18 protein-coding genes are annotated in these 21,648 nt (G+C 52.5%); 9 read left to right on the top strand and 9 right to left on the bottom strand.

Annotation, left to right across the window (positions count from 1 at the left end):
• Window positions 1-54: 54 nt before the first annotated feature.
• Together CKV94_RS01275 and CKV94_RS01270 are read right to left on the bottom strand one after the other, a co-directional pair.
• Window positions 55-1,272 carry an aromatic amino acid transporter gene (locus CKV94_RS01275; RefSeq protein WP_003823241.1) on the bottom strand — a complete coding sequence of 406 codons (1,218 nt, stop codon included), beginning with the start codon at window positions 1,270-1,272 and terminating at the stop codon, window positions 55-57.
• A 586-nt stretch (window positions 1,273-1,858) separates the two neighbouring features.
• Window positions 1,859-4,225 (bottom strand): penicillin-binding protein 1A, encoded by a 2,367-nt coding sequence (locus CKV94_RS01270; RefSeq protein ID WP_003823237.1) that lies wholly within the window; start codon window positions 4,223-4,225, stop codon window positions 1,859-1,861.
• A 131-nt stretch (window positions 4,226-4,356) separates the two neighbouring features.
• Between CKV94_RS01270 and pilM the strand changes: the two genes are divergently transcribed.
• The 7 genes from pilM to aroB are packed head-to-tail and all read left to right on the top strand — an operon-like array spanning window position 4,357 to window position 11,147.
• Complete coding sequence (gene pilM, locus CKV94_RS01265) at window positions 4,357-5,457, top strand: type IV pilus biogenesis protein PilM (RefSeq protein WP_064086496.1); 1,101 nt, start codon at window positions 4,357-4,359, stop codon at window positions 5,455-5,457.
• A gap of 1 nt (window position 5,458) precedes the next feature.
• Window positions 5,459-6,148, top strand: coding sequence for a PilN domain-containing protein (locus CKV94_RS01260; protein WP_003823234.1), 690 nt, complete (start codon window positions 5,459-5,461; stop codon window positions 6,146-6,148).
• A gap of 15 nt (window positions 6,149-6,163) precedes the next feature.
• Window positions 6,164-6,778, top strand: a complete 615-nt coding sequence (locus CKV94_RS01255; RefSeq protein WP_003823233.1) for a type IV pilus inner membrane component PilO — start codon at window positions 6,164-6,166, stop codon at window positions 6,776-6,778.
• Window positions 6,779-6,808: 30 nt separating this feature from the next.
• Complete coding sequence (locus tag CKV94_RS01250; protein WP_049257862.1) at window positions 6,809-7,342, top strand: pilus assembly protein PilP; 534 nt, start codon at window positions 6,809-6,811, stop codon at window positions 7,340-7,342.
• Window positions 7,343-7,363: 21 nt separating this feature from the next.
• Complete coding sequence (gene pilQ / locus CKV94_RS01245; RefSeq protein WP_003823230.1) at window positions 7,364-9,487, top strand: type IV pilus secretin family protein; 2,124 nt, start codon at window positions 7,364-7,366, stop codon at window positions 9,485-9,487.
• Between the two features lie 29 nt (window positions 9,488-9,516).
• Window positions 9,517-10,071, top strand: coding sequence for a shikimate kinase (locus CKV94_RS01240; RefSeq protein ID WP_003823228.1), 555 nt, complete (start codon window positions 9,517-9,519; stop codon window positions 10,069-10,071).
• Window positions 10,071-11,147 carry a 3-dehydroquinate synthase gene (aroB, locus tag CKV94_RS01235; RefSeq protein ID WP_035580151.1) on the top strand — a complete coding sequence of 359 codons (1,077 nt, stop codon included), beginning with the start codon at window positions 10,071-10,073 and terminating at the stop codon, window positions 11,145-11,147. The genes CKV94_RS01240 and aroB overlap by 1 nt, the downstream gene beginning before the upstream one ends.
• A gap of 184 nt (window positions 11,148-11,331) precedes the next feature.
• On the opposite strand, the gene CKV94_RS11420 is transcribed toward aroB, so the two are convergent.
• Window positions 11,332-11,673 carry a hypothetical protein gene (locus tag CKV94_RS11420; protein WP_003823223.1) on the bottom strand — a complete coding sequence of 114 codons (342 nt, stop codon included), beginning with the start codon at window positions 11,671-11,673 and terminating at the stop codon, window positions 11,332-11,334.
• Window positions 11,674-12,047: 374 nt separating this feature from the next.
• Between CKV94_RS11420 and CKV94_RS11415 the strand changes: the two genes are divergently transcribed.
• Both CKV94_RS11415 and CKV94_RS01225 read left to right on the top strand, forming a co-directional pair.
• The gene (locus CKV94_RS11415) at window positions 12,048-12,215 is read left to right on the top strand and encodes a hypothetical protein (RefSeq protein ID WP_003823221.1); all 168 of its coding nucleotides are present in this window, start codon (window positions 12,048-12,050) and stop codon (window positions 12,213-12,215) included.
• A 50-nt stretch (window positions 12,216-12,265) separates the two neighbouring features.
• Window positions 12,266-12,916 (top strand): IS1595-like element ISEco1 family transposase, encoded by a 651-nt coding sequence (locus CKV94_RS01225; protein ID WP_064103257.1) that lies wholly within the window; start codon window positions 12,266-12,268, stop codon window positions 12,914-12,916.
• 31 nt (window positions 12,917-12,947) lie between these two features.
• On the opposite strand, the gene CKV94_RS01220 is transcribed toward CKV94_RS01225, so the two are convergent.
• The 6 genes from CKV94_RS01220 to CKV94_RS01195 form a co-directional block, all read right to left on the bottom strand.
• The gene (locus CKV94_RS01220) at window positions 12,948-13,286 is read right to left on the bottom strand and encodes a hypothetical protein (protein ID WP_023886832.1); all 339 of its coding nucleotides are present in this window, start codon (window positions 13,284-13,286) and stop codon (window positions 12,948-12,950) included.
• Between the two features lie 226 nt (window positions 13,287-13,512).
• Complete coding sequence (locus CKV94_RS11565) at window positions 13,513-13,929, bottom strand: uracil-DNA glycosylase family protein (protein WP_408607584.1); 417 nt, start codon at window positions 13,927-13,929, stop codon at window positions 13,513-13,515.
• Between the two features lie 557 nt (window positions 13,930-14,486).
• Window positions 14,487-14,930, bottom strand: a complete 444-nt coding sequence (gene rimI / locus CKV94_RS01210) for a ribosomal protein S18-alanine N-acetyltransferase (RefSeq protein WP_003823216.1) — start codon at window positions 14,928-14,930, stop codon at window positions 14,487-14,489.
• Window positions 14,927-15,628 (bottom strand): tRNA (adenosine(37)-N6)-threonylcarbamoyltransferase complex dimerization subunit type 1 TsaB, encoded by a 702-nt coding sequence (gene tsaB, locus CKV94_RS01205; RefSeq protein ID WP_003823215.1) that lies wholly within the window; start codon window positions 15,626-15,628, stop codon window positions 14,927-14,929. Before tsaB ends, rimI begins: the two co-directional genes overlap by 4 nt.
• Before the next feature lie 11 nt (window positions 15,629-15,639).
• Window positions 15,640-20,415: an NAD-glutamate dehydrogenase gene (locus CKV94_RS01200; RefSeq protein ID WP_003823214.1), complete on the bottom strand. Its 4,776-nt coding sequence runs from the start codon at window positions 20,413-20,415 to the stop codon at window positions 15,640-15,642.
• A 488-nt stretch (window positions 20,416-20,903) separates the two neighbouring features.
• Window positions 20,904-21,383 carry an FKBP-type peptidyl-prolyl cis-trans isomerase gene (locus tag CKV94_RS01195; protein WP_003823213.1) on the bottom strand — a complete coding sequence of 160 codons (480 nt, stop codon included), beginning with the start codon at window positions 21,381-21,383 and terminating at the stop codon, window positions 20,904-20,906.
• Window positions 21,384-21,648: the final 265 nt, after the last annotated feature.

Raw genomic sequence — 21,648 nt, 5'->3', positions numbered from 1 at the left:
CACCATTTTTCAGGTAGCCGCTATCCGAAGGCTACCTGAAATTTTTGGCGGGTATCAGCCGTTAAACACGGGCAGGATATTGGCTCGGCTGAGGATTTGGGCGGCCACGTTGGCCAGGCCGAAGAGGAACACCCAAGCCATCAGCCATTTCCCGCCATATACGCGGTAGCCTTTGCCTTCGCCGAATTTTTTGCGGCAGGCGTAGAGCAGCAGGGCGGGCACGAATGCCGTCCATACGGTGGCGGCGAAGCCGACGTAGCTGATGGCGAGCACGAAGCCGGTGGGGAACAGCAGGCAGGCAACGAGCGGAGGCAGGAAGGTGAGGGCGGCGGCTTTGCTGCGGCCGGCGCGGCTGGTACCGAAGCCGAACAGGTCGGTGAGGTAGTCGAGCAGGCCGAGGGTTACGCCGAGGAAGGAGGAGGCGATGGCCATGTAGGAAAACAGGGAGAGCACGCGCACCAGCCCGCTGCCGGCCACTTGGGAGAGGGCGGCGAGCAGGGCGGCCACGTTGTCTTGCGCGGCAATCACGGGGCCGAACTGGCTACGCGGCAGGTTGCCTTGCACGGCGAACTGCCAGAGGGCGTAGATCACCAGCGCCACCAAGGTGCCGAGCCAGAGCGAGCGGGCCACTTTTTTGGCGTCGCCCCGGAAGTAGTCGAACAGGCCGGACACGTTGCCGTGGAAGCCGAAGGAGGCGAGGCAGACGGGCAGGGCGGTGCCGAGGTAGATCCAGTAGCTGCCGTTTCCGCTGTCGGCGGTATCGAACAATACGGCGGGCTGGGCGGAAAGGAGCAGGCCGCCGTTGGCCCAGAGGAAGGTCATAATCATGCCGCCGATGAGGATGGTAGTGCCGCGGTCTACCCAGAAGGTGGACCACCACACGCAGCCAGCGAAGACGAGGGCAAACACAATCTGCCCCACCCAAAGCGGGGCTTGAAGGGCTTGGGCGGTGAGGTTGCCGCCGGTGAAGATGTAGGCGTAGGTGAGCAGGTAGAGCACGAAGGCCACGGAAAGGCCGGTGATGATGCTCCAGCCACGGCCGAGCAGGTCTTTGACGATGGTGTCGAAGTTGGCGCCGGGCGGGTAGTGGGTGGTGGCTTCGAGAATCATCAGGCCGCTGGAGAGCATGGAAAACCAAGTGTAGAGCAGCACGATGAGCGAGCCGACAAACCAGATGCCGGCAGTGGCGGTGGGGTTGGCGAGCATACCGGCACCGATTACAGTGCCGGCGATAATCATGGCGCCGCCGAGTACGGAGGGTTTTTGATTCATGGTGATGTGGGTATGGAGTGGGTTTCGGTATGGTTAATGCACTAAATTGCTTCCTACTGCGTTGGCTTGCCTTGCTGTCTGTGGCTCACTGCCCTGTAGGAACAAATCATTGCTTCCGCCACACCCTGGGGCAGGAAAATAAAACGGCCGCCCAAATCTGCAGCGGCCGGAGGCGGAATTATACAGGGCAGGGGCTTGGCTTGACTATATGGTTTGCGATTTTTGTGCGCCGAGGTTTTGGCATATTCTCACGTTATTGCTTATTTAATGGCGTTTAGTTTTTAATATGCGGTTTTGTTGTCATGTTGTTGCTTGGATGGTGTCTGGCGGGCAGATTATACTGTTTGAGCCAGAGGCTACCTGAAAATAAATTGTTAGCTTTGCGGGAACGGGCAAAGCTCGTTGGAACTTGGTTGAAGCCTTATGTTTTCAGGTAGCCTGTGGCGCAGAACAAGTCACTTGATGCCCACGCGGCAACTGTGATTGGCTTGGTGATGTCGCATATATTTCGACTAGAGAAAAAGGCTACCTGAAAATACCGGATAGGGTTTTCAGGTAGCCTTTTCAATCAGGCAGAGCGATTGGTTTAGAACAGGGCGTCAATCTCTGGTGAGGGTGCTGCGCCTCCACCGCCGTTTTGCGGCTGTACCGGCTCTACCGCGGTTTCTTCCGGAATCACCGGATCGCCGCCTGCGGCTTGGATATCTTCAGCATCAGGAGTGGCGCCACGGTTGTCGATAGCCAGGCGCGGGCTGGTGCTCTGCTGCTCTTGCAGGAAGTATTCGCCGCCATTGCGGACAATCTTCGCTGGCATCGGCATGCCTTTTTGCGGCACGCCTTGGAGCGCATAGCGCATGTATTCCACCCACACCGGCAAGGCAATCGTGCCGCCGAAACCGGCGCGGCCCATGCTGCGCGGTTTGTCGAAACCGATATACACCACGCCTACCAAGTCGGGATTGAAACCGGCAAACCAGGCGTCTTTGTTTTCGTTGGTGGTACCGGTTTTGCCGGCAATATCGCGTCGACCCAGCGCGTTGGCACGGGCACCGGTGCCTCGGCGCACCACGTCTTGCATAATGGTGTACATGATATAGGCGTTGCGCGGATCGATAACCTGCGGCGCACTTTCACCGGCCACCAAGGGCTTCATCTGGGCACGCAAACGGCCTTGATTATCTTCAATACGGTCAATCACATAGGGCGATACTTTATAGCCGCCGTTGGCAAATACGGCATAGGCCTGCGCCATTTGCAGCGGGGTGGTTACGCCACTGCCCAAGGCCATAGACAGTGAATCGGGAATCTGGCGGGCATTAAAGCCGAAACGCTGTACGTATTGATGCACTTCGTGCACACCTAGTGCCATTACGATACGGATGGAAACCATATTTTTAGATGCAGTAAGCGCCTGGCGCAGGGTGATGAAGCCAGAGTAGCGGCCATCGGAGTTTTTCGGGCGCCACGGACGGCCGCCGCTACCCATGCCAGGTAATTCGATCGGGGCATCGTTGATAGTGGTGGCGGCAGTCATGCCTTTGGCCAGAGCAGCGGAGTATACGAAGGGCTTGAAGGTAGACCCGGGCTGGCGTTCTGCTTGAGTGGCACGGTTGAAGCTCTTACTATGGAAGTCGAAACCGCCCACCAAGGCGCGGATAGCGCCGGTTTTGCTGTCTAATGCTACAAATGCGCCTTGCAACTCGGGTATTTGGCTGATTTGCCAACCGCGATCAAGTTTGCGCACGCGGATAACCGCACCGGGGCGGATGGCATTGTCTTTGCCATTGTTGATAGTACGCGCTACATAGTTGAGTGCATTGCCGCTGATTTTGATGCGGTTGCCGCCTTGTGTGTAGGCTTCAATCGAAGAGCGGCTGGCCTGCAACACCACTGCCGGTTGTAGGCCGTCTACGGTGTAAACCGTATCTAGATATTGATCGAGATTTTCATCCAATGCATCGGCTTCTATTGTTTTTAAATCGATAAAGGCTTCTGCACCACGATAAGCACCCAGCCCGAAGCCTTTCAGTGCACGGCGCAGGGCTAGGGTGGCCACTCTTTGGCTTTCTGAGCTAACGGTGGTGTACACACGGAAGCCTTGAGTATAGGCATCTTCGCCGTATCGGTCGTACATTTCTTGGCGAACCATTTCGGCTACATATAAAGAGTTTTGGTCAATCTCTACCTGTTGGCGTCGGTAATGCAATTCTTCAGCCAACGCTTGGTCACGTTCCGCGGGCGTAATCATCTTTTCTTCAACCATGTTGTTGAGAATATAACGCTGGCGCAAACGGGCACGTTCGGGGTTCACGATCGGATTGAAAGAAGAAGGTGCTTTAGGTAGACCGGCCAGGATGGTGGCTTCGGCCAAAGTTAGCTCTTTAACTGGCTTATTGAAGTAAATCTGCGAAGCGGCAGCAAAGCCGTAGGCACGCTGGCCCAGGTAGATTTGGTTGAAATATAGCTCCAAAATCTGTTGTTTACTTAGCGATTGCTCAATTTTGTAGGCCAATAAAGCCTCATTGAACTTACGGCGGTAGCTGCGCTCGTTGGTGAGGTAAAAGTTGCGGGCTACCTGTTGGGTAATGGTACTGGCGCCAGATTGCACACCGCCGGCACGGAAGTTGCCAATCAGAGCACGAGCCACGCCAGTAACGTCTACCCCCCAGTGTTGGTAGAAGCGTTTATCTTCTGCGGCAATAACGGCATTGATTAATACCGGCGGAAATTCGTCAATTTTGGTAAACGCGCGACGCTCTTCGCCATACATACCGATGAGTTTGCCGTCTGATGAATAAATGGTCAGCGGCATCCTGGGTTGATAATTAGTTACCGTCTCTAAGCTGGGGAGTTTCGGATAAGTTACCAAAACTGCAATAGCCAGCAGTCCGATGCCGAATAAGGCCAGCCCCAACAGTAATCCAAAGACAGTTTTAAATATTTTTCTAAACATAGTTACAAATTTTTCTATCAATAAGTACTTTGACTAAAGTAAACTATACCTTAATTTATGCAAGAAAACGCAAAACCTGATATAAATTTACCTGTGACCATTCAACCGGTCTTTTAAAGGGAGGCTTAAAGATGCGAATATCAAAAAAACCAAGAAAATCAAAACAAAAGACAAAAATGTCTTTTGGCAGCAAAGGCTGCTTGGGCGTGGATATTACGCCAACTGCCATTAATATGGTACATCTTGCCGGCAGTGTTCCGGGTAATCTTCGGTTGGAAAATTACGCCATCCAGCCTCTACCTAAAGGCGTTATTATAAACGGCAACATCGAAGATCATGACCAACTCGTGTCATATTTACAACAAGCTTACCAACAGCTTGGTAGTAGTTGCAAGAATGTAACAGCAGCTTTACCACAGGCTTTAACTAACATACAAACGATTACTTATGATGCCCGTAGTTCTGATTTGCCGGTAGACGAGTTCGTTGAGTTGGAAGCCAGTCAAACCATCGGTTCTGATAATCTGAGCTATGATTTCCAAGTTACTGCCGAATTGCAAAACGGCAATGTACAGGAAATTGTAATGGCTGCTGCTAAACGTGATGATGTGGATCTGCGCACAGATTTGTTCGCAGATGCTGATATTCCATTGTCGCAGTTGGATGTGGATACTTTTGCTGTTGTAAACGCGTTCTCTGTATGGATTGATCAATTCGCTCCCGATTTGGAGCATCAAAAACTGGCTATCTTCCATGTAGATGAAGATCAGACTAAAGCTTTAATTCTCCAAAATGGCAATATTGTATATAAACAAGAAACCAATTTTGGTAACAAACAGCTAACTCATAACATCCAACGCCAATATAAATTGAGTGAGGATGATGCATGGAGTATGCGTTTCAAAAGCAATAAGCCTGCAGATTTTCAAGGTGCTGTGGCCGATCACTTTAATAGCCAGCTTACTCAAGAAATTCAAAGGGTTCTGCAATTCTATTACACCACGGTTAGCAGTGATTACCAAGACAGTGTTAAGCACATCTTAATTTCTGGATGTCCGTTTATGCAGCCTTTCGGTCTTGCAAAAAGCGTGTACGCTCAAACCAATATTTCTACTCAACAAGTGGAGCCTATTGCCAGTACGCAAGGTGGTAAACAAGCCGAAACTTCGAAATTCAATTTAGAATCCGGGCAACTGACCGTTGCATTTGGATTGGCTGTAAGAGGATTGTAAAATGATTCCATTAATTCAACTAAATATGCTCCCCTATCGTGAGGAGCAGGATAAACAGAAAAAAGCACAGTTTACCAGGCTGATGGTGTTCTCTGGTTTGGTTGGTGTTGGTTTGCTGGTGCTGACTTATGTGTCACTTAGTGGCATGATTCTGAACCAAGAGTCTCGCAATCAGCAATTAACTGATGGTATTGCGCAACTGGATATCCAGATCAAAGAGGTGGAAACCTTGGAGGCTGAAAAACGGGACTTCTTAGCTCGAAAAGCAAAAGTGGAAGAGCTGGAAAATAAACGTTTTGAAGCAGCTAGGATGATTGACTCCTTGAATACCGTTGCACCTGAAGGTGTCTATCTAACAGGAATTAAGGCAAAAGATGTCAGCACTTATACTCTGTCTGGTAAGGCTACTAGTGATAGCAAAATTGCTGATTTTATGCGCGTGATTCCAAGTACCAATGTGTTTGGTCAGCCTTCATTGGATAGCATCAATAAAGTAGAGTCGGTACAAGAGTTTGAATTAACTGTAGCTGTTTCTGCCTCTGTGCCGATGAGTAGTGATTCTGCAAATATTGCTCCTGTTGTAATGCCGTCAGAGTCTGCTTCTGCTACTGGCAATATTTCTGCATCAGTACCCAATACGCCTGTAGCACCTGCGTCATCTGCTACAGCCACTTCCTCCCCCGCGAATTAATGGAAGGATGAAATCATGGCACAAAAAATTGATCTTAATACCTTATATAAACAGAACAAGTTAGTTCAGCTTGGTGCTGGTATCATTATTGTTCTTCTCCTTTTGGTTGCAGGCTACTTTGCTGTGTTTAAAGGGCAATGGGAAGAGTTCGAAGCTTTGCAGCAAAAAGAAGAACAATTGAAGCAGGACTATCAGAGTAAAGCGGATCAAGCCGCTAATCTGCCGGTTTTGAAGGATGAGTTGGAGAAAATTCGTACTGCATTTAATGTACTATTAAAACAGCTGCCAACGGATGCAGAAATCCCAAATTTGATTCAGGAGCTGCACCAAGCTGGTGCTAAAAACAGTATGCGTATGAATAGCGTGAAGCCTCTGCCACCAGTAGATCTGGATAACGTACAACAATTGCCTTATGAAATTTCCATTTCAGGAAATTATGAGCAAATTGCACAATTTATACGAGATGTAGGTCGTCTGTCCCGTATCGTAACCTTAGATAAGATCAATCTTGTTCCTGCAGATGCAAAAGATAGTAATGGCACTCTCACCTTAACTGCTAATGCGAATACTTATAAGGCGTTGGCTCAGAGTGAAGTAGTTGCTGCTTCAGCTGCATCACAAGCTGAATGATAAGACTGGTTCTTTATAAAGGATTTTATAATGAAGAAAAATATACTATGGTGTTCAGCAGTTCTTTTGCTGACAGCCTGTTCTTTGACAGAGGGTGATTTACAGCAGTGGATGGATAATGCCCAGGCAGAAGCAAGAAGTAAGGTGCGCCAACCACAGATACCGACTATTTCAAAGTCTCCTGAGTATGTAGACCCTGTAATTAATGGATTGAATATATTTGATCCTAAACGGCTGCGTGTGAACCAACAATCAGGTATTAATGCTCCGAACCCGGATAGGCCGAAAGAAATTCTGGAGAACTTTAGTTTAGAAAGCTTGCGTTATGTGGGTTCCATTAAACGAGGTGGTCAGATTTCTGCCTTCGTTGAAGCTGGTGGGCATACCTACACAGTACGCGTTGGCAATTATCTTGGCCAAAACTATGGGCAAATTACAGCTATTACTCCGGATAAGTTGATCTTATCGGAAGTAACTGAAGACAGCTATGGTGCATGGCAACGTCGAACAGCGGAGTTGGAGTTAAATACTTCAGACGCTTCTAACCAATCAAAATCTAATTAAACTTACCAAGGGATTTACGCTATGAAAATCAAAAAACTGCAATATCTAACCGCTTTAGGTATGAGCTTAGCCATGCAAGGCGTACTGGCTGGTAATATTACAGATATTAATGTTTCTGCTTTGCCGAATAATCAAAAAGTGATCAAAATTCGTTTTGATCGCGATATGCTGAAACCTAGCGGTTTTATTACTACTACACCTGCTCGTATTGCTTTGGATTTCCCGAATACTGGTGTCAGCCTTAGTCAGCCAGTACTTCAATATAACGACTCATTGCTTAGCCAAATCGCGGTTGCTCAGGATAGTAGTAAGACTCGTGTTTTGCTCAATTTGAATAGACCTGGGCAATATAATGCTGAAATCAGAGGTAATGAAGTTTGGATTTATTTGAACGAGACAGGTCAGGCATCCTCTTCGGCTGTAAGAGCCACAGCTCCTAGCAACCAAATCCAACAAGAGTCTCTTGGCGTAACTGAGAGCAGGGCTACTGCAGGTCAAAATGCTCTTGGTAGTAATACTGCAAATGTAGCTGTTGATTTCCACAAAAGTGCAAATAATTCCGGTGTGATTGAAATTAATACTGCTGGCTATCGCGGTACTCCTGAAGTTAAACAGCGTGCTAATAACTTGGTTATTTTACTGAAAAATAACCAACTGCCGATTGCTGCGCAGCGCAATTTGGATGTAACTGATTTCAGTACCCCAGTTCGCACCATCAGCTTGCGCCGCTTGGGTAACGATACAGAGATTACTATCAAAAATCAGGGTGGCTGGGAGCACAAAGTTAACCAATCTGCTGGTAGGTATACTATTACAGTTTCTCCTAAATCTACAGTAGCTGAAGATGGTATTAACCGTAATCGCAACCGTAATTTTACCGGTAAACGTGTTTCTTTAGACTTCCAAGACGTAGATGTGCGTACTATTCTGCAGATCTTAGCTAAAGAATCTAATATGAATATTGTGGCCAGTGACAGTGTTTCTGGCAAAATGACCTTATCATTAAAAGATGTGCCTTGGGATCAGGCCCTAGATCTGGTAATGCAGTCACGAGGGTTAGAATCGCGTCGTAACGGTAATATTATCCGTGTTGCTCCGGCGGAAGAGTTCCGTAAAATTGATGTTGAGACTCTGGAAAATGCTAAGCGTATTGAAGAACTCGGTCCTTTAGTATCTCGTACGTTCCAGTTGAAATACAAAGATGTCAATGAATTCCGTAAAATTTTGAATATTAGTGATACGGGTAGTTCAGGTGGTAGTGGCAACAATAATAATACTTTGTTGAGTAGTCGGGGGTCAGCTGTAATTGATCCAGCTACAAACACATTGATTATTAAGGATAATCAGAATGTTATTAAAGAGTTTGAACGATTAATTGAACAATTGGACGTTCCTGCTCGCCAAGTGATGATTGAGGCTCGAATTGTTGAAGCTAATGATGGTTTCTCCCGTGCCTTGGGGGTGAAGTTTGGTTACAACAAAACTTCTGGCTCAACTAGAATTGGTAGTGGCTTAGGTAGCGGTGGCGCTAACGGGAATACGTTCTCTATTGCACCGAACGTGAACTTACCGGCTATATCAGCAACCTCTTCTATCACTATAGTTCGGGCATTATCTTCTGGTGCTTTGGGATTAGAGTTAACCGCTATGCAGGAACAAAACCGCGGTAAGATTATTTCTAGCCCGCGCGTGCTGACTCAAGACCGCAAAGAAGCCACCATCAAGGCTGGTCGCGAGATTCCTTACCAAGAAGCTTCTTCCAGTGGTGCTACTAGTACCAGCTTCAAAGAAGCGGTGTTAGGGTTGACTGTTACCCCGCAAATCACGCCTGATGGTAACGTGATTATGGATATCAAGCTGAATAAAGACTCAGTGGATGAAAACTGTAGCGTACTGGGTACTCCGTGTATTAACACTAAAGAGCTGGTTACCCGTGCGATGGTGGAGGATGGTGGTACCATCATCTTGGGTGGTATCTATGAGGAAGAGAACTCTAATTCCCAATATAAGGTACCGCTGCTGGGTGATATTCCGGTTGTTGGCAACTTGTTCCGTGGCACTAGACGTAATAACAGCAAAAACGAATTGCTGATCTTCATCACCCCGCGTATCATGGGCAGTGAAGGTAACGTTCTGCGCTACTAAGCCACACTTTGCCGATTGATTCGGTTACAATGCCTGCCATGGATACCATGGCAGGCAATATTTTTTTTATCGGATTGATGGGTGCGGGCAAAACCACTCATGGCAAGCAGTTGGCAGCGTTGTTACAACGCGATTTTATTGATAGCGACCAACTGATTTGCCAACGCACCGGCGTTTCTATCGCCACTATTTTCGAGCTGGAAGGGGAGGGTGGTTTTCGCAAGCGCGAAGCTGCCATTATTGACGAACTGACCCGTCGACATCCCATTATCCTCGCTACCGGTGGAGGAGCTGTCTTGTCTCCCGATAATTGCCATTGTTTGCATACCCGAGGCACGGTGATCTATCTGCATGCAACCCCTGAAATCCTATACCGGCGCATCCAATATGATAAGAACCGTCCTTTGCTTCAGGTAGCTAATCCACTCGATAAGCTGCAAACACTCTACCAACAGCGCGATCCGCTTTACCGCGAAACAGCCCATCTCGTGTTTAATATTCCGCCGCAGCACTCCTGCCCACAAATTACCAAGCAGCTATTGCAGCTGATTCAACAACATCAACATAGCCAAGAAAACCGATAATGCAAACCCTGCACGTCCATACCCCCGGCCACAGCTATCCTATCTACATTGGCTCTCGCTTGCTCGATAATTTAGCCGAACATATCCGCCCGCATATCAGTGGTAAAGCCGTTATCATCAGTAATCAAACTGTTGCCCCGCTTTACCTTAATCCCGTTCAAGTAGCCTGCCAACAACTCGGCATTAGCGTTTGCGACATCATCCTGCCCGACGGCGAACAATACAAAAATAATGAATCTCTCCAGCAAATCTACACTGGCCTGTTGCAGCATCATGCCGATCGACGCACCACCATCCTTGCTCTCGGCGGTGGCGTAATCGGCGATCTTGCCGGCTTTGCTGCCGCCACCTATCAGCGTGGCATCCCCTTCATTCAAATTCCCACCACCCTGCTCAGCCAAGTCGATTCATCCGTGGGGGGAAAAACCGGTATCAACCATCCACTCGGCAAAAACATGATCGGCGCGTTTTACCAGCCCCAAGTCGTCATTGCCGATACTGCCACTCTGCAAACCCTTCCTCCGCGTGAATTTTCCGCGGGGCTTGCCGAAGTCATCAAATACGCCTTGCTCGGCGACATTGATTTTCTCGCTAGGCTCGAACAAACCATGTCCAGCATTATGCAGCAAGAGCAAACCGCTCTCGCCGATACTATCCGCCACTGCTGCCAAATGAAGGCACACATCGTTGAGCAGGACGAAAAAGAACAGGGCATCCGCGCCCTCCTTAACCTCGGCCACACCTTCGGCCATGCCATCGAAACCCAAATGGGCTACGGCAACTGGCTGCACGGTGAAGCTGTAGCCGCCGGTATGGTGCTCGCCGCCCGCCTGTCCGAGCGCAAAGGCTACCTGAAAACCGCCGACACCGAACGCATCATCCGCCTGCTGCAAGCCGCACGATTGCCCGTTGCACCGCCAGAGTTTGCGGTCGATACCTGGCTTGCCCACATGCAGCACGACAAAAAAAATCAAGCCGGCCAAATCCATCTTGTTATTCTTAAACAGCTTGGCCTAGCCGCAGTGGAAGCTGGCTTCAGCCGTGAAGACATGGCAGCCTTGCTACAAAGCATCTGATTGCCCGTTGCAAGCTGGTTGGCTAATTGATCAAGTTGATACAGCAATACAGGTCGATGCCATATTGGGAATAAAAATCTTAGTTTTGCAGAAACTCGCCTTTTTGTGGAAATCTTACTTTCAGGTAGCCTCTTATGCAGCAGGCTACCTGAAAATTATTTTGGCTATTGGGCATGGTTTAAGTTTAAGGTTTGCTAAAAAATAAGGCTTTGTCTTTGATAATGATCCAGAAAATGAATATGAGCAGAAGGCCGGTTTGGATGATTTTGCTATCGGGATGGGTGGCGAAAATTTCGTTGCCGAGGTTGGCAGATAGGTGGAACAACACGGCAATCAGGATACTGCGGCCGCTTTTCAAATACAGCCAGTTGGAAAGCAACACGAATACAATCATGCTGAACACAAAATTAGCGGTATATAGTGCGCCTTCAGCTACTACTTGGCTGTGGTAGTAGCCCTGAATAAAGGCCAGTGGCAGATGCCACAGCGCCCAATATACGGTAAAGATCATGGAGGCGGTGAACATACTGAATCAGCTCAATAATGCATCGGTGCCATAGCTGTGCCAGGCCAGTTCTTCAATGATGGCTGCAGAAATGAGGAGGAACCACGGCGAGACCATAGCTGAGCTAAATGAGGGGTTGCCGGAGATGTGGAATTACGCCATGCTGTGCCAAACAGCAGGGAGATAAATTGTGCCAATATCAAGGTAAATGGTAGGAGCAGAAGGGTGCACAGCAGATAGCGTTTGGGAAAACCGCCCAGCTTCAGCAGCCGGTTGGCAGCATTGGAACGCAAGCCGGGATTGCTTCGCAGCAGCCATAGCGCCAGCAACATTGGCGATACCAGCCCGATTATGCTTAAACCGGTTTGTATGTATAGCATAGTTTTTGAAGGCTGATGATGGCTGATATAGGCGGCGGTGAACCACAACAGCCAGGGAATGAGCAGGGAAAGGGAGAAGAAGGTGAGGGGGCGGTAGGTTTGTTGTATGATGGTTTGGTGTTTGCTATGTTGGAAAAATTTTCAGGTAGCCTTCTGTGGTGGGAAGGCTACCTGAAAAAATAAGGGGCTGTCCTAGATAACCAGGAATATTCAAAATTGATTAAAATATTCCTATGAGAAAAAGTCGCCTCAGCCAGCCCGTTCAAAACAAACTGATCGAATTGTTCGTTGCAGGAGCAACCGCCCGTACTGCCGCCGAATTGGCCGGAGTCAATAAAAACACCGCTGCCTACTACTTTCACCGTTTACGCTTGCTTATCTTTAATCGTTGCGAACACTTGGAAATGTTTGATGGCGAAGTAGAAGCAGATGAAAGCTATTTTGGCGGCTGCCGCAAAGGCAAACGCGGTCGCGGAGCAGCCGGAAAAGTGGTGGTATTCGGACTGTTGAAGCGTAACGGTAAGGTTTACACCGTTACCGTGGCCAATACTCAGTCGGCTACCCTGCTGCCGATTATCCGGGAGAAGGTAAGGCCGGACAGTGTGGTCTATACTGATTGCCACAGTGCCTACAATGTATTGGATGTTAGCGAGTTTAACCACTTGCGCATCAATCACCGCACCTGTTTTGCAGACAGGCAAAACCACATTAACGGGATTGAGAACTTCTGGAGTCAGGCCAAACGCCATTTGCGTAAATTCAACGGCATTCCGAAAAAGCATTTCGAACTGTATTTGAAAGAGTGCGAATGGCGATTTAACAACAATGAAATGAAATCTCAAATTGCCATGTTAAAACAAATGGTAAAAGATAGTCTAACCTAGTTATCTAGGACAGCCCCAAATATTATTCCGCTTACTTAACAATTTCCACCGGGCCGTGGTCGTCGCAGTGGTCGCCGTGTTGGTGGTGCAGACGGCCGTTTACGATGTAGTCGATGTGATCGCCGTGCGGTACGGCTTCGTGGCCGCAGCCTTCGCCGTGAACATGACCGGCACAAGTTTGCACGGGGTGGCAGCCGTCGGGGTTGGTGGCGTTTACATCGAGGCTGTGCTCGTCGTAGTGGCCGTTGTGTTCGTGGTGCAGGTGGCCGTCATGGATGTAGTCAATGTGGTCACCGTGTTTGATTGCGGTGTGGCCGCAGCCTTCGCCGTGAACGTGTTGGTGGTTGGCATGGGTATGGCAGTTGCTCATTTTGTTTCCTTTCATAAGGGTGTGTTTATAGATGGGGTAATGATAGCGGAAACAGATGTCGGTTGCAAGTAATTTATTGATTTATATGAATTTATAATTCAGTATAACGTAACGGGGTAGGGTATAACATTGGCGAGTGCGGCTGGGTTTGTTTGGGTTGAATTGAAAAAATTTCAGGTAGCCTGCTGGGAAAGGCTACCTGAAAAATATTGTGCGGCTTGCTTGCTTAGGCTTTGGCCAAGGCGGCTTTGAGCTGTTTAAGGCTGTGCCAGGCTTGGGCTTTGAGCTCGGGCTGGCGCAGGAGGATGGCAGGGTGGGGGACGGTGAAAGCGGGGGTGTGGCCGATGAGTTGTTCGAGCAGCCAGCGGCGGGCGGGGTCGTAGAAGCTGTTGCCGAGCAGGAGGACGGCTTGCGGCTGTACCCAGGCGAATTCTTGGCGGATAAAGGCGGCGCAGCGCACTTGTTCTTCTGGGGTGGTTTTGAGGGCGATGCGCGGTGTGCAGCGCAGCCAGGCGGTGCGAAAAACTTGTTCGGGCGCCAAGCCGATAGCAGCGAGCATATTGTCAAGCAGCCGGCCGTGTCGGTCGCTGATGAGCCGGCCGGTTTCGTCGTCGCTGGGGGCGGGGTTGAGGCTGATCACCATGAGGCGGGCGGGCATGGCGCCATAGCCGCTGAGGGCTTGTTTGCGCTGGCTGTGTAGGGAGCAGGTAGCACAGGCGGCGGCTTGCCGTTGCAATTCCTCGGGGCTGGCGAAGGCGGTGTGGGGCAATACCGCCCACAGCCATTGTACGACGGCGAGTGGGTCGCTTTCGCTTTCGGCTGGCGCGGGAGCAGGCAGGAAAGGTTGAGGAGTGGCGATGGCGGCCAGCACATCGGCACGGTGGCCTTGCGGGGGTGGCGTGGTGCGGGCGGCCGGTTGGTTTGGCGCAAGGCTGTGGTTTGGATGTTGCTGAAGTCCGCCGGCCTCGATTTGGCGAAGTTCACCTCGTTCACTTTCAGGTAGCCTAGGTTGGGCTGCGGGGGTGATGGAGTGGGGCGGGTTGGGTTGAAGCGCGTTGTGCCCGCTTGGGCGGGGTTCGCTTTGTCTGTTTTCAGGTAGCCTTTGCGATTCGGGGCGGGTGTTTTCGGCAATGCGGGCGCTGCGTTTGAGCCACATGGGGCCGAGGCCGAGGGCTTCGTGCAGGCGGGGGTAGCGGCTGCTCAGCATGGTTTCTCCATCAGCAGGGCGTCTTCGCGGCTGCCGTCCGGGCAGGGGTAGTAGCCGGGGCGGCTGCCGCAGGAGATGAAGCCGTGTTGTTGATACAGGGCAATGGCAGCGCGGTTGCTGTGGCGCACTTCGAGGAAGATGCGGCGGATTTTTTTGGCATCGGCCTGTTTGAATAGGTGATCAAGCAGCAGGCTGGCCACGCCTTGGCGGCGGTAGGCAGGGGCGGTGTCGATGAGGTGCAGCTCAGCTTCGTCGAGGATGGTTTGCCACACGATGAGCCCGGCCAGCTCGCGGCCTTGTTCGGCCAGCAGCACGGTTTCGTTGGCATGGCCGATGCAGGCGGCGAATTGCTTTTCCGACCAAGGGGAGGGATTGCATTGCGCATCGAGCGCGGCCAGGGCAGCGCTGTCGCCTGGGCGGGCAAGGCGGACGATCATGCCGCTCCTTTGCGCGCGGCCTGTTCGGCTGCGGTGAGGGCGACTTTGTTGCGTACGTAGAGCAGTTCGGCCTCGGCAGCGGAAACGGCGGGGTAGTGGCCGGAGGCGGCCAGCGCCAAGTAGTGCTCGGCGGTGGGCATGTCGGATCGGCCGGGGAAGGTCGGGGGCTCGAGTAGGGCGAAAGCGTTGCCGATGCCGCTGATGCTGCTAGGGTTGAGGCTACCTGAAAGGTTTTCAGGTAGCCTGATTTCATCGGCTTTGCCCACTTGGTAGTCGCTCAGGCGTTGTTGGGTTTGGGTGTTGAACCAGGCATAGAACACTTCGCCCATGCGCGCGTCGGTGGCAGCCAGCACGGCAGTTTGGTCTGGACAGAGTGAAGCGACTGCATCGAGGCAGGGCACGGGAATGAGCGGAATGCCAAACGGCGCAGCCAAGCCTTGTGCCACACCGGCGCCGATGCGCAGGCCGGTAAATGCGCCCGGGCCTTGGGCATAGGTGATGGCGGCCAGTTCGCGCACAGTCAGGCCGGCTTCGTCTAGCAGGGTGGCAATCTGCGGCAGGATGAGTTCAGACTGCCGGTTGCCGGTCTCCTGATGGAATAGATTGGTATGGCCGTTGTGCCGCAGCGCCAACGACAACCACTGGGTGGAGGTGTCGATGGCGAGCAGCGGCTGTTCGGCAAAAATGGTGTGGCTCATGCTATGTAGCTTCAGTCTGCTGCCACGATTTTGGACAGATTGCGTACCAGCGCGGAGAGCATAGACAAGTCGGCCGGTTCGTAGTGCTGCATGTCGGCAATCTGGCTGCGGGCTGCAGCAATTTTGGCAGCGGCACGGCTGTTGCTACCGGCCTGCAGGAAGTCGCGCGTGAACGCCAAATGGATGTTGGTGGCGTCTTCATACATGGCCAAACCGGCTTGCGACTGCCATTGGTTGTCGCTCGGCAGCTTGGCGATGGCGCGGTAAATCCAGCTCATGTTCAGCTTTTCAGAGAGCATGAAGTAGGCCTTGGCAACGGTGGCGATGGGCTTGTCGATTTTGGCAGCCAAATCCACCACGGCCAACACATTGGCGGCAAAGGGCAGACGCGCGAGCATGGCCACATCCTGCTGGCTGAGCACATCGTAGCTGCTGAGCCAGGTTTCGCGTTCGGCGATACTGGGGTGCTCTTCGGCCTGAATGCGCTCCGGCAGTTGCTGCATGAACTCAGTAGTAGGAGCGCGATAGTGGCTGATGAGGCTGCCGATGTTGTCGAAGGGGCGTTTGCTGCGCAGCAGCTGGCCGGCTACATGGCCGATAAGGTCGGCAATGTCGGCGCACAGGCGCATTTGTGCTTCGGCAGGCAGGCGGTTGTCGAGCGCCTGCACGGCTTGGAAACGGGCTTCGCCGTCGAGCAGGATGTCGGCCACCCAGTAGGCGCGCACCACATCGGCCACGGAAGCTTGGTTTTCTTCGCTGCAACGTTGGATGAAGTGCATACCCATGCGGTTGATGACGCGGTTAGCCAGCTGGTTGGCGATGATTTCGCGCCGCAGATAGTGCTGCTGCATTTCGCTGCCGTATTGCTGCTGGAGCGGGGCAGGGAAATAGCGGATAAGCGCGGGCAGGAAGTTGGGATCGTCGGGAAGGTCGCTGCCCAAGAGGTTGTCTTGGCAGTGCATTTTGCTGTAGGACAGCAATACTGCAATTTCCGGGTTGCTCAGGCCTTTGCCAGCTTCGTCGCGGCGGTTGATTTCGGCTTCATCCGGCAGGAATTCCACAGCGCGGTCGAGGCTGGCGTTTTCTTCCAGATAACGGATGAGCGAGGCAGCGGTTTTCAGGTAGCCTGCCGGGTTGAGCTGGGCAACGGAGAGGGCTTGGGTTTGCAGATAGTTGTCTTGCAACACCAGTTGCGCCACTTCGCCGGTCATATCACGGAGCAATTCGTCGCGCTCTTCCAGCGTCAGGCGTTCGGCGCGCACGGCTTCGCCGAGCAGGATTTTGATGTTTACTTCGTGGTCGGAGCAGTCTACACCGGCGGAATTATCGATGGCGTCGGTGCAGCAGCGGCCGCCGTTTTGCCAGTATTCGATACGGCCCAGCTGGGTGGCGCCGAGGTTGCCGCCTTCGCCCAACACTTTGGCACGCATTTCGCCACCGTTCACGCGCACTTCGTCGTTGGCTTTGTCGCGCACGTCGGCATGGCTTTCGGAAGCGGCTTTGATGTAGGTGCCGATACCGCCGTTGTAGATCAGTTCTACATCGGCTTTGAGCAGCTCGCGGATGAGCTCGTTGGGGGTGAGGCTGTCGGCTTCGATATCGAGCCAGGCTTTCACTTCGGGCGTAATCTCGATGGACTTGGCGCTGCGTTCATACACGCCGCCGCCCTGCGAAATCTGTGCACGGCTGTATTTTTCCCAACCGCCGCCACTTTGGAACAGGCGTTTGCGCTCTTCAAAGCTCTTGGCAGCACTGGGGTTCGGATCGATGAAGATGTGGCGGTGGTTGAAGGCGGCTTTGAGCAGGATATGCTCGGACAGCAGCATGCCGTTGCCGAATACGTCGCCGCCCATGTCGCCGATGCCGATTACGGTGAAGTCTTCGTTTTGGATGTCTTTACCCAAATGGCGGAAATGGCGTTTTACCGATTCCCACGCACCGCGTGCGGTGATGCCCATGCCTTTGTGGTCGTAGCCGGCGCTGCCGCCGGAGGCGAAAGCGTCGTCCAGCCAGAAGCCGTGTTCGGCGGAGAGGGCGTTGGCGGTGTCGGAGAAGGAGGCGGTGCCTTTGTCGGCAGCCACTACCAAATAGGGATCATCGCCGTCGCGGCGGTGTACTTGCGGCGGCGGCTCGATGCCTTCGGCGGTGCGGTTGTCGGTGAGGTCGAGCAGGGCGTTGATGAATATCTGATAGCAGGCGATGCCTTCTTTCAGGTAGCCTTCGTGGTCGGTAGCGGCATCGGGCAGTTGTTTGCACACGAAACCGCCTTTGGAGCCACCGGGCACGATCACGGCGTTTTTCACCATTTGTGCTTTCACCAAGCCCAGCACTTCAGTGCGGAAATCGTCGAAACGGTCGGACCAGCGCAGGCCGCCGCGCGCCACTTTGCTGCCGCGCAGGTGGGTGCCTTCCACGCGCGGGCTGTACACCCAAATTTCAAACAGCGGGAGCGGCTTAGGCAGGAAGGGGATGTCTTTGGATTTGATTTTCAGGCTGATTTCGGATTTCAGGCCGCCTTCTTTATCGGTTTGCCAGAAGTTGGTGCGGCACACGGCCAAAATCACGGAGCGGAAGGCATTGATGATGCGTTCTTCGTCCAGTGAGGGCACGTCGGCCAAGAGGCCGGTGAGTTCGCTGTTAATCATCAGCGCACGGTTATCGTCGGCTTCTTCAGGATGCAGGCGGGCGGAAAACAGTTCCACCAGTTTGGCGGCGATGGCGCCGTGGCGGAGGAGGGTTTGCTCGATGCGCTCTTGCGAGAACGGCAGGGTAGCCTGTTTCAGGTATTTGGCGATGGCGCGCAGCAGCACGCTGTTACGCCAGGTGATGTCGGCGGAGAGCACGAGGGCGTTGAAGCGGTCGTTTTCCACACGGCCTGCCCATACTTCGGCAAACAGCGCGGGCAGTTCGCTTCCCAAAGCATCGCAGCCATCGGCTTGAGCGTGGACAGGCACATTGGGTTTGAGGGAGAAGTGGTTCAGGCCGACGGCGCTGTTCTCGGTGTGCAGGGTATATGGCACAGCGGTATGCACGTCGAACCCCATGTTCCCAATAATGGGCAGGGTTTGCGACAGCGATGGGCTGATTTGCGGGGTGTAGAGGCGCAGCGCGTAGGGCGCGGCCGGATTTTCCTGCTCGGAGCAGACGGTAACCAACACGCGGTCGTCGTTGAGGAGTTCGGCGTGTTTGAGGTCGGTAATGGCCTGGTCGGGGCTGAAGGCTTCGCGGTAGGCGGCGGAGAAGGCGGTGTCGTCTTCGTGGGCGGCAGATGCAGATTTGGCCTTGGCTTTGTGTTTGGCTTCAGGCTGTTTTTTCTGTTCGGCTTTAGGTTGTGGTGCGGCAGCCTGCGGGGTGGTTTCGGCATTAGCTGCCAGGCCGGCAACGTGTTGTTCCAGCTCGCTGCGGGTAAAGGCAGGCAGTTTGCCGGCATTGGTGCGGCACAGGAATTGGATGCAGGCGAGCGGGTTGTCGTCGGTCAGTTGCACGGCGTATTCGCAGTTTTCGGCGGCCAGGGTGGTTTTCAGGTAGCCTGCAATGCGTTGGCACAGTTCGCTGCCGAATTGTTCTTTGGGCAAATAGCACAGCACGGAAACGTAGCGTTTGAATACATCACTGCGGGCAAACAGGCGCACACGCGGGCGCTGGCTCAGCGCAAGCAGGCCGGCAGCAGCTTCGGTCAGTTCTTCGTTGCTGGATTCAAACAGCTCGTCGCGTGGGTAGGTTTGCAGCAGGTGGCGCAGGTTGTGCTCTTGATGGCTGCCATCGGCAAAATCAAAGTGTTTTAGCACATGTTCGGCTTTGCCGCGCAGTACGGGGGTGTTCCAGATGCTGTCTGTGTAGGCGGTGGAGGTGTAGAGACCGATGAAACACCATTGGCCGACAACTTGGCCGTTGGCGTTGAGTTTTTGGATGCTGACTTGGTTAAGATAGGCCGGGCGGTGGATGCGGCTACGCTGCTGCGATTTGTTGAGCAGCAGGCGGTCGTGGTGCAGCCATTGTTTTTTGTCGGTATCGGAAAGGGCGGCAAAATCGTCGGCAATCAGATTGCTGTTACCGGCGAGAATGCCTTGCGCGGTGTTGGCTTTGGCCTGCAGGCGCGGGCTGCCGGAATGGTTGACCAAATCGTATTCGCAGAAGCCCATCAGGAGGAAATGGCGGTCGGCCAGCCAGCTGAGGAAAGAAACGATCTCCGCATCTTGGCTGCGACCTTCGTTCAGAATCATCTGGTTAACCAGCAAAAGCTGGCCGCGCAGTTTGTGTTCGCTTTCCACAATTGTGCCCAATTCGGCTAAGAGGCTGCGGATTTGTTCGGCCAGTTTTTGGTCTTGTGCGGCCTCGCCACCTTCCAGATACACGGCAACCAATGTTTCCTGTGCGCTGCTTTCTTTGGCAGCTTCTTCGAGAGTGGCAGCTTTGCCGTCTGCATTGCGTTTTACCTGCCATGCGCTGTGCAATACGGCCAAAGGCACACGCTGCTCACGGTTGAGCAGCATCAACAGGGAATCGAGCAAGAAGGGGAGGTGGTCGGCTACAATTTCCACCAGCGTCTGCTGCACAGTGTCACCAGTGGGCGAAACGCGCACCACGGCTTTGCCGGCGGCACGGGGCTCTTGGGCAAGCTTGCGGTGGGAATCGGCGGCAGATAATAGTTCGGTGTCGCTATAGCTGGCTAGGTCGGCAAAGTCGGCCTGGCGATAATAGCCGGCAAGGAAGGGGAGGAAATCTTCTGCAAAATTCTGTTGGCGGGCACTGTCTTGCAGGCGCAAAACGGGGGTCGGCAGGCTCATGCTGGGGCTCCTCTTGAGCTTCTTGGGTTGGTATGGCGGATTGCAATCTGAGCAACGCAGTTTGGCCGCGTTTCTCTTTGCCGGTTTTAACCCATCATAATGAAAATTAAGACGGGTTAATGATACGCGAAATATGCCGTTTGAGGTAGGGTGTGGCGGGGTGGTGGTAGTAGGATGTGGCTGAGAGGTTTCAGGTAGCCTTAGAGGGTGGTGTGGCAATAGCTAAAACACTTTTCTTTATAGGCTGTTATGGCGAAATTGAGTATTCTTAGATACAGGAGAGGCAGCCCGTAGGGTATCATAATCCATCGTGGGGAAAAACCTTGTTATTTGCTGTATAAAGAAGATGTTGCGATTATTAAATGACGATGCAGAACAGCAGGCTACCTGAAAGCACAGCTTCAACGAAGTTAAAACGAAGTTTCTGCGAAAAGAAAGCAGGCAGGCTGCCTTTATGGCAACCCGCCTGATTTGGTCGAATATGATGATTAGTGGTGATGGCCGTGTTCGCCGTGGACATGACCGTGGGCGATTTCTTCGGTGGTGGCGGGGCGGATTTCGGCCACTTTGCCTTTAAAACGCAGCTTCATGCCGGCCAGCGGGTGGTTGCCGTCTACCACGGCTTTGCCATCGGCGATGTCGGTTACGCGGTAAACCAGGGTGTCTCCGGTTTCGGGGTCGTCGGCTTCAAACATCATGCCCACTTCCACTTCCACGGGAAAAACGTTGAGCGGCTCGATGCGCACCAATTCCGGGTCTTGCTCGCCGAATGCGTCGTCGGGAGAAAGAGTTACATCTACTTCTTCGCCCACGGCTTTGCCGTGCAGTGCTTCTTCCACCAGCGGGAAAATGCCGTCGTAGCCGCCGTGCAGATAGGCGATGGGCTCTTCTGTTTTGTCGATCAGCTGGTTGTTGGCATCAAACATTTCATAATGCAGGGTTACTACGGTGTCTTTTTCGATGTTCATGGCAAGTCTTTCCTGCTTGGGAACGGTTGGGAAAGTGTCATTTTACCGCATTGGCAGGTTTAGGCAATGCGGCGGCGGCTTGGGCTGAGGTAGGGGAGATTTGCCGACACTCTGTTTGTTTGTATGCACAGTAGTGGGTGGCTGTGGCGAAATGACAGAGACAGCCTAGGTGTGTCGGGCTGCAGTTTGGTTTGAAGTTTGTTGTTTTCTGTTGATTTATTTTAGGTTTTGTTGGATTTGAGTAGGCTGGTAGGTAGTGTATGTG

The organism is Eikenella corrodens (genome assembly GCF_900187105.1).
Classification (GTDB): domain Bacteria; phylum Pseudomonadota; class Gammaproteobacteria; order Burkholderiales; family Neisseriaceae; genus Eikenella; species Eikenella corrodens.
The sequence above is the reverse complement of the archived record's forward strand: the minus strand, read 5'-3'. Positions and strand labels throughout refer to the sequence as shown.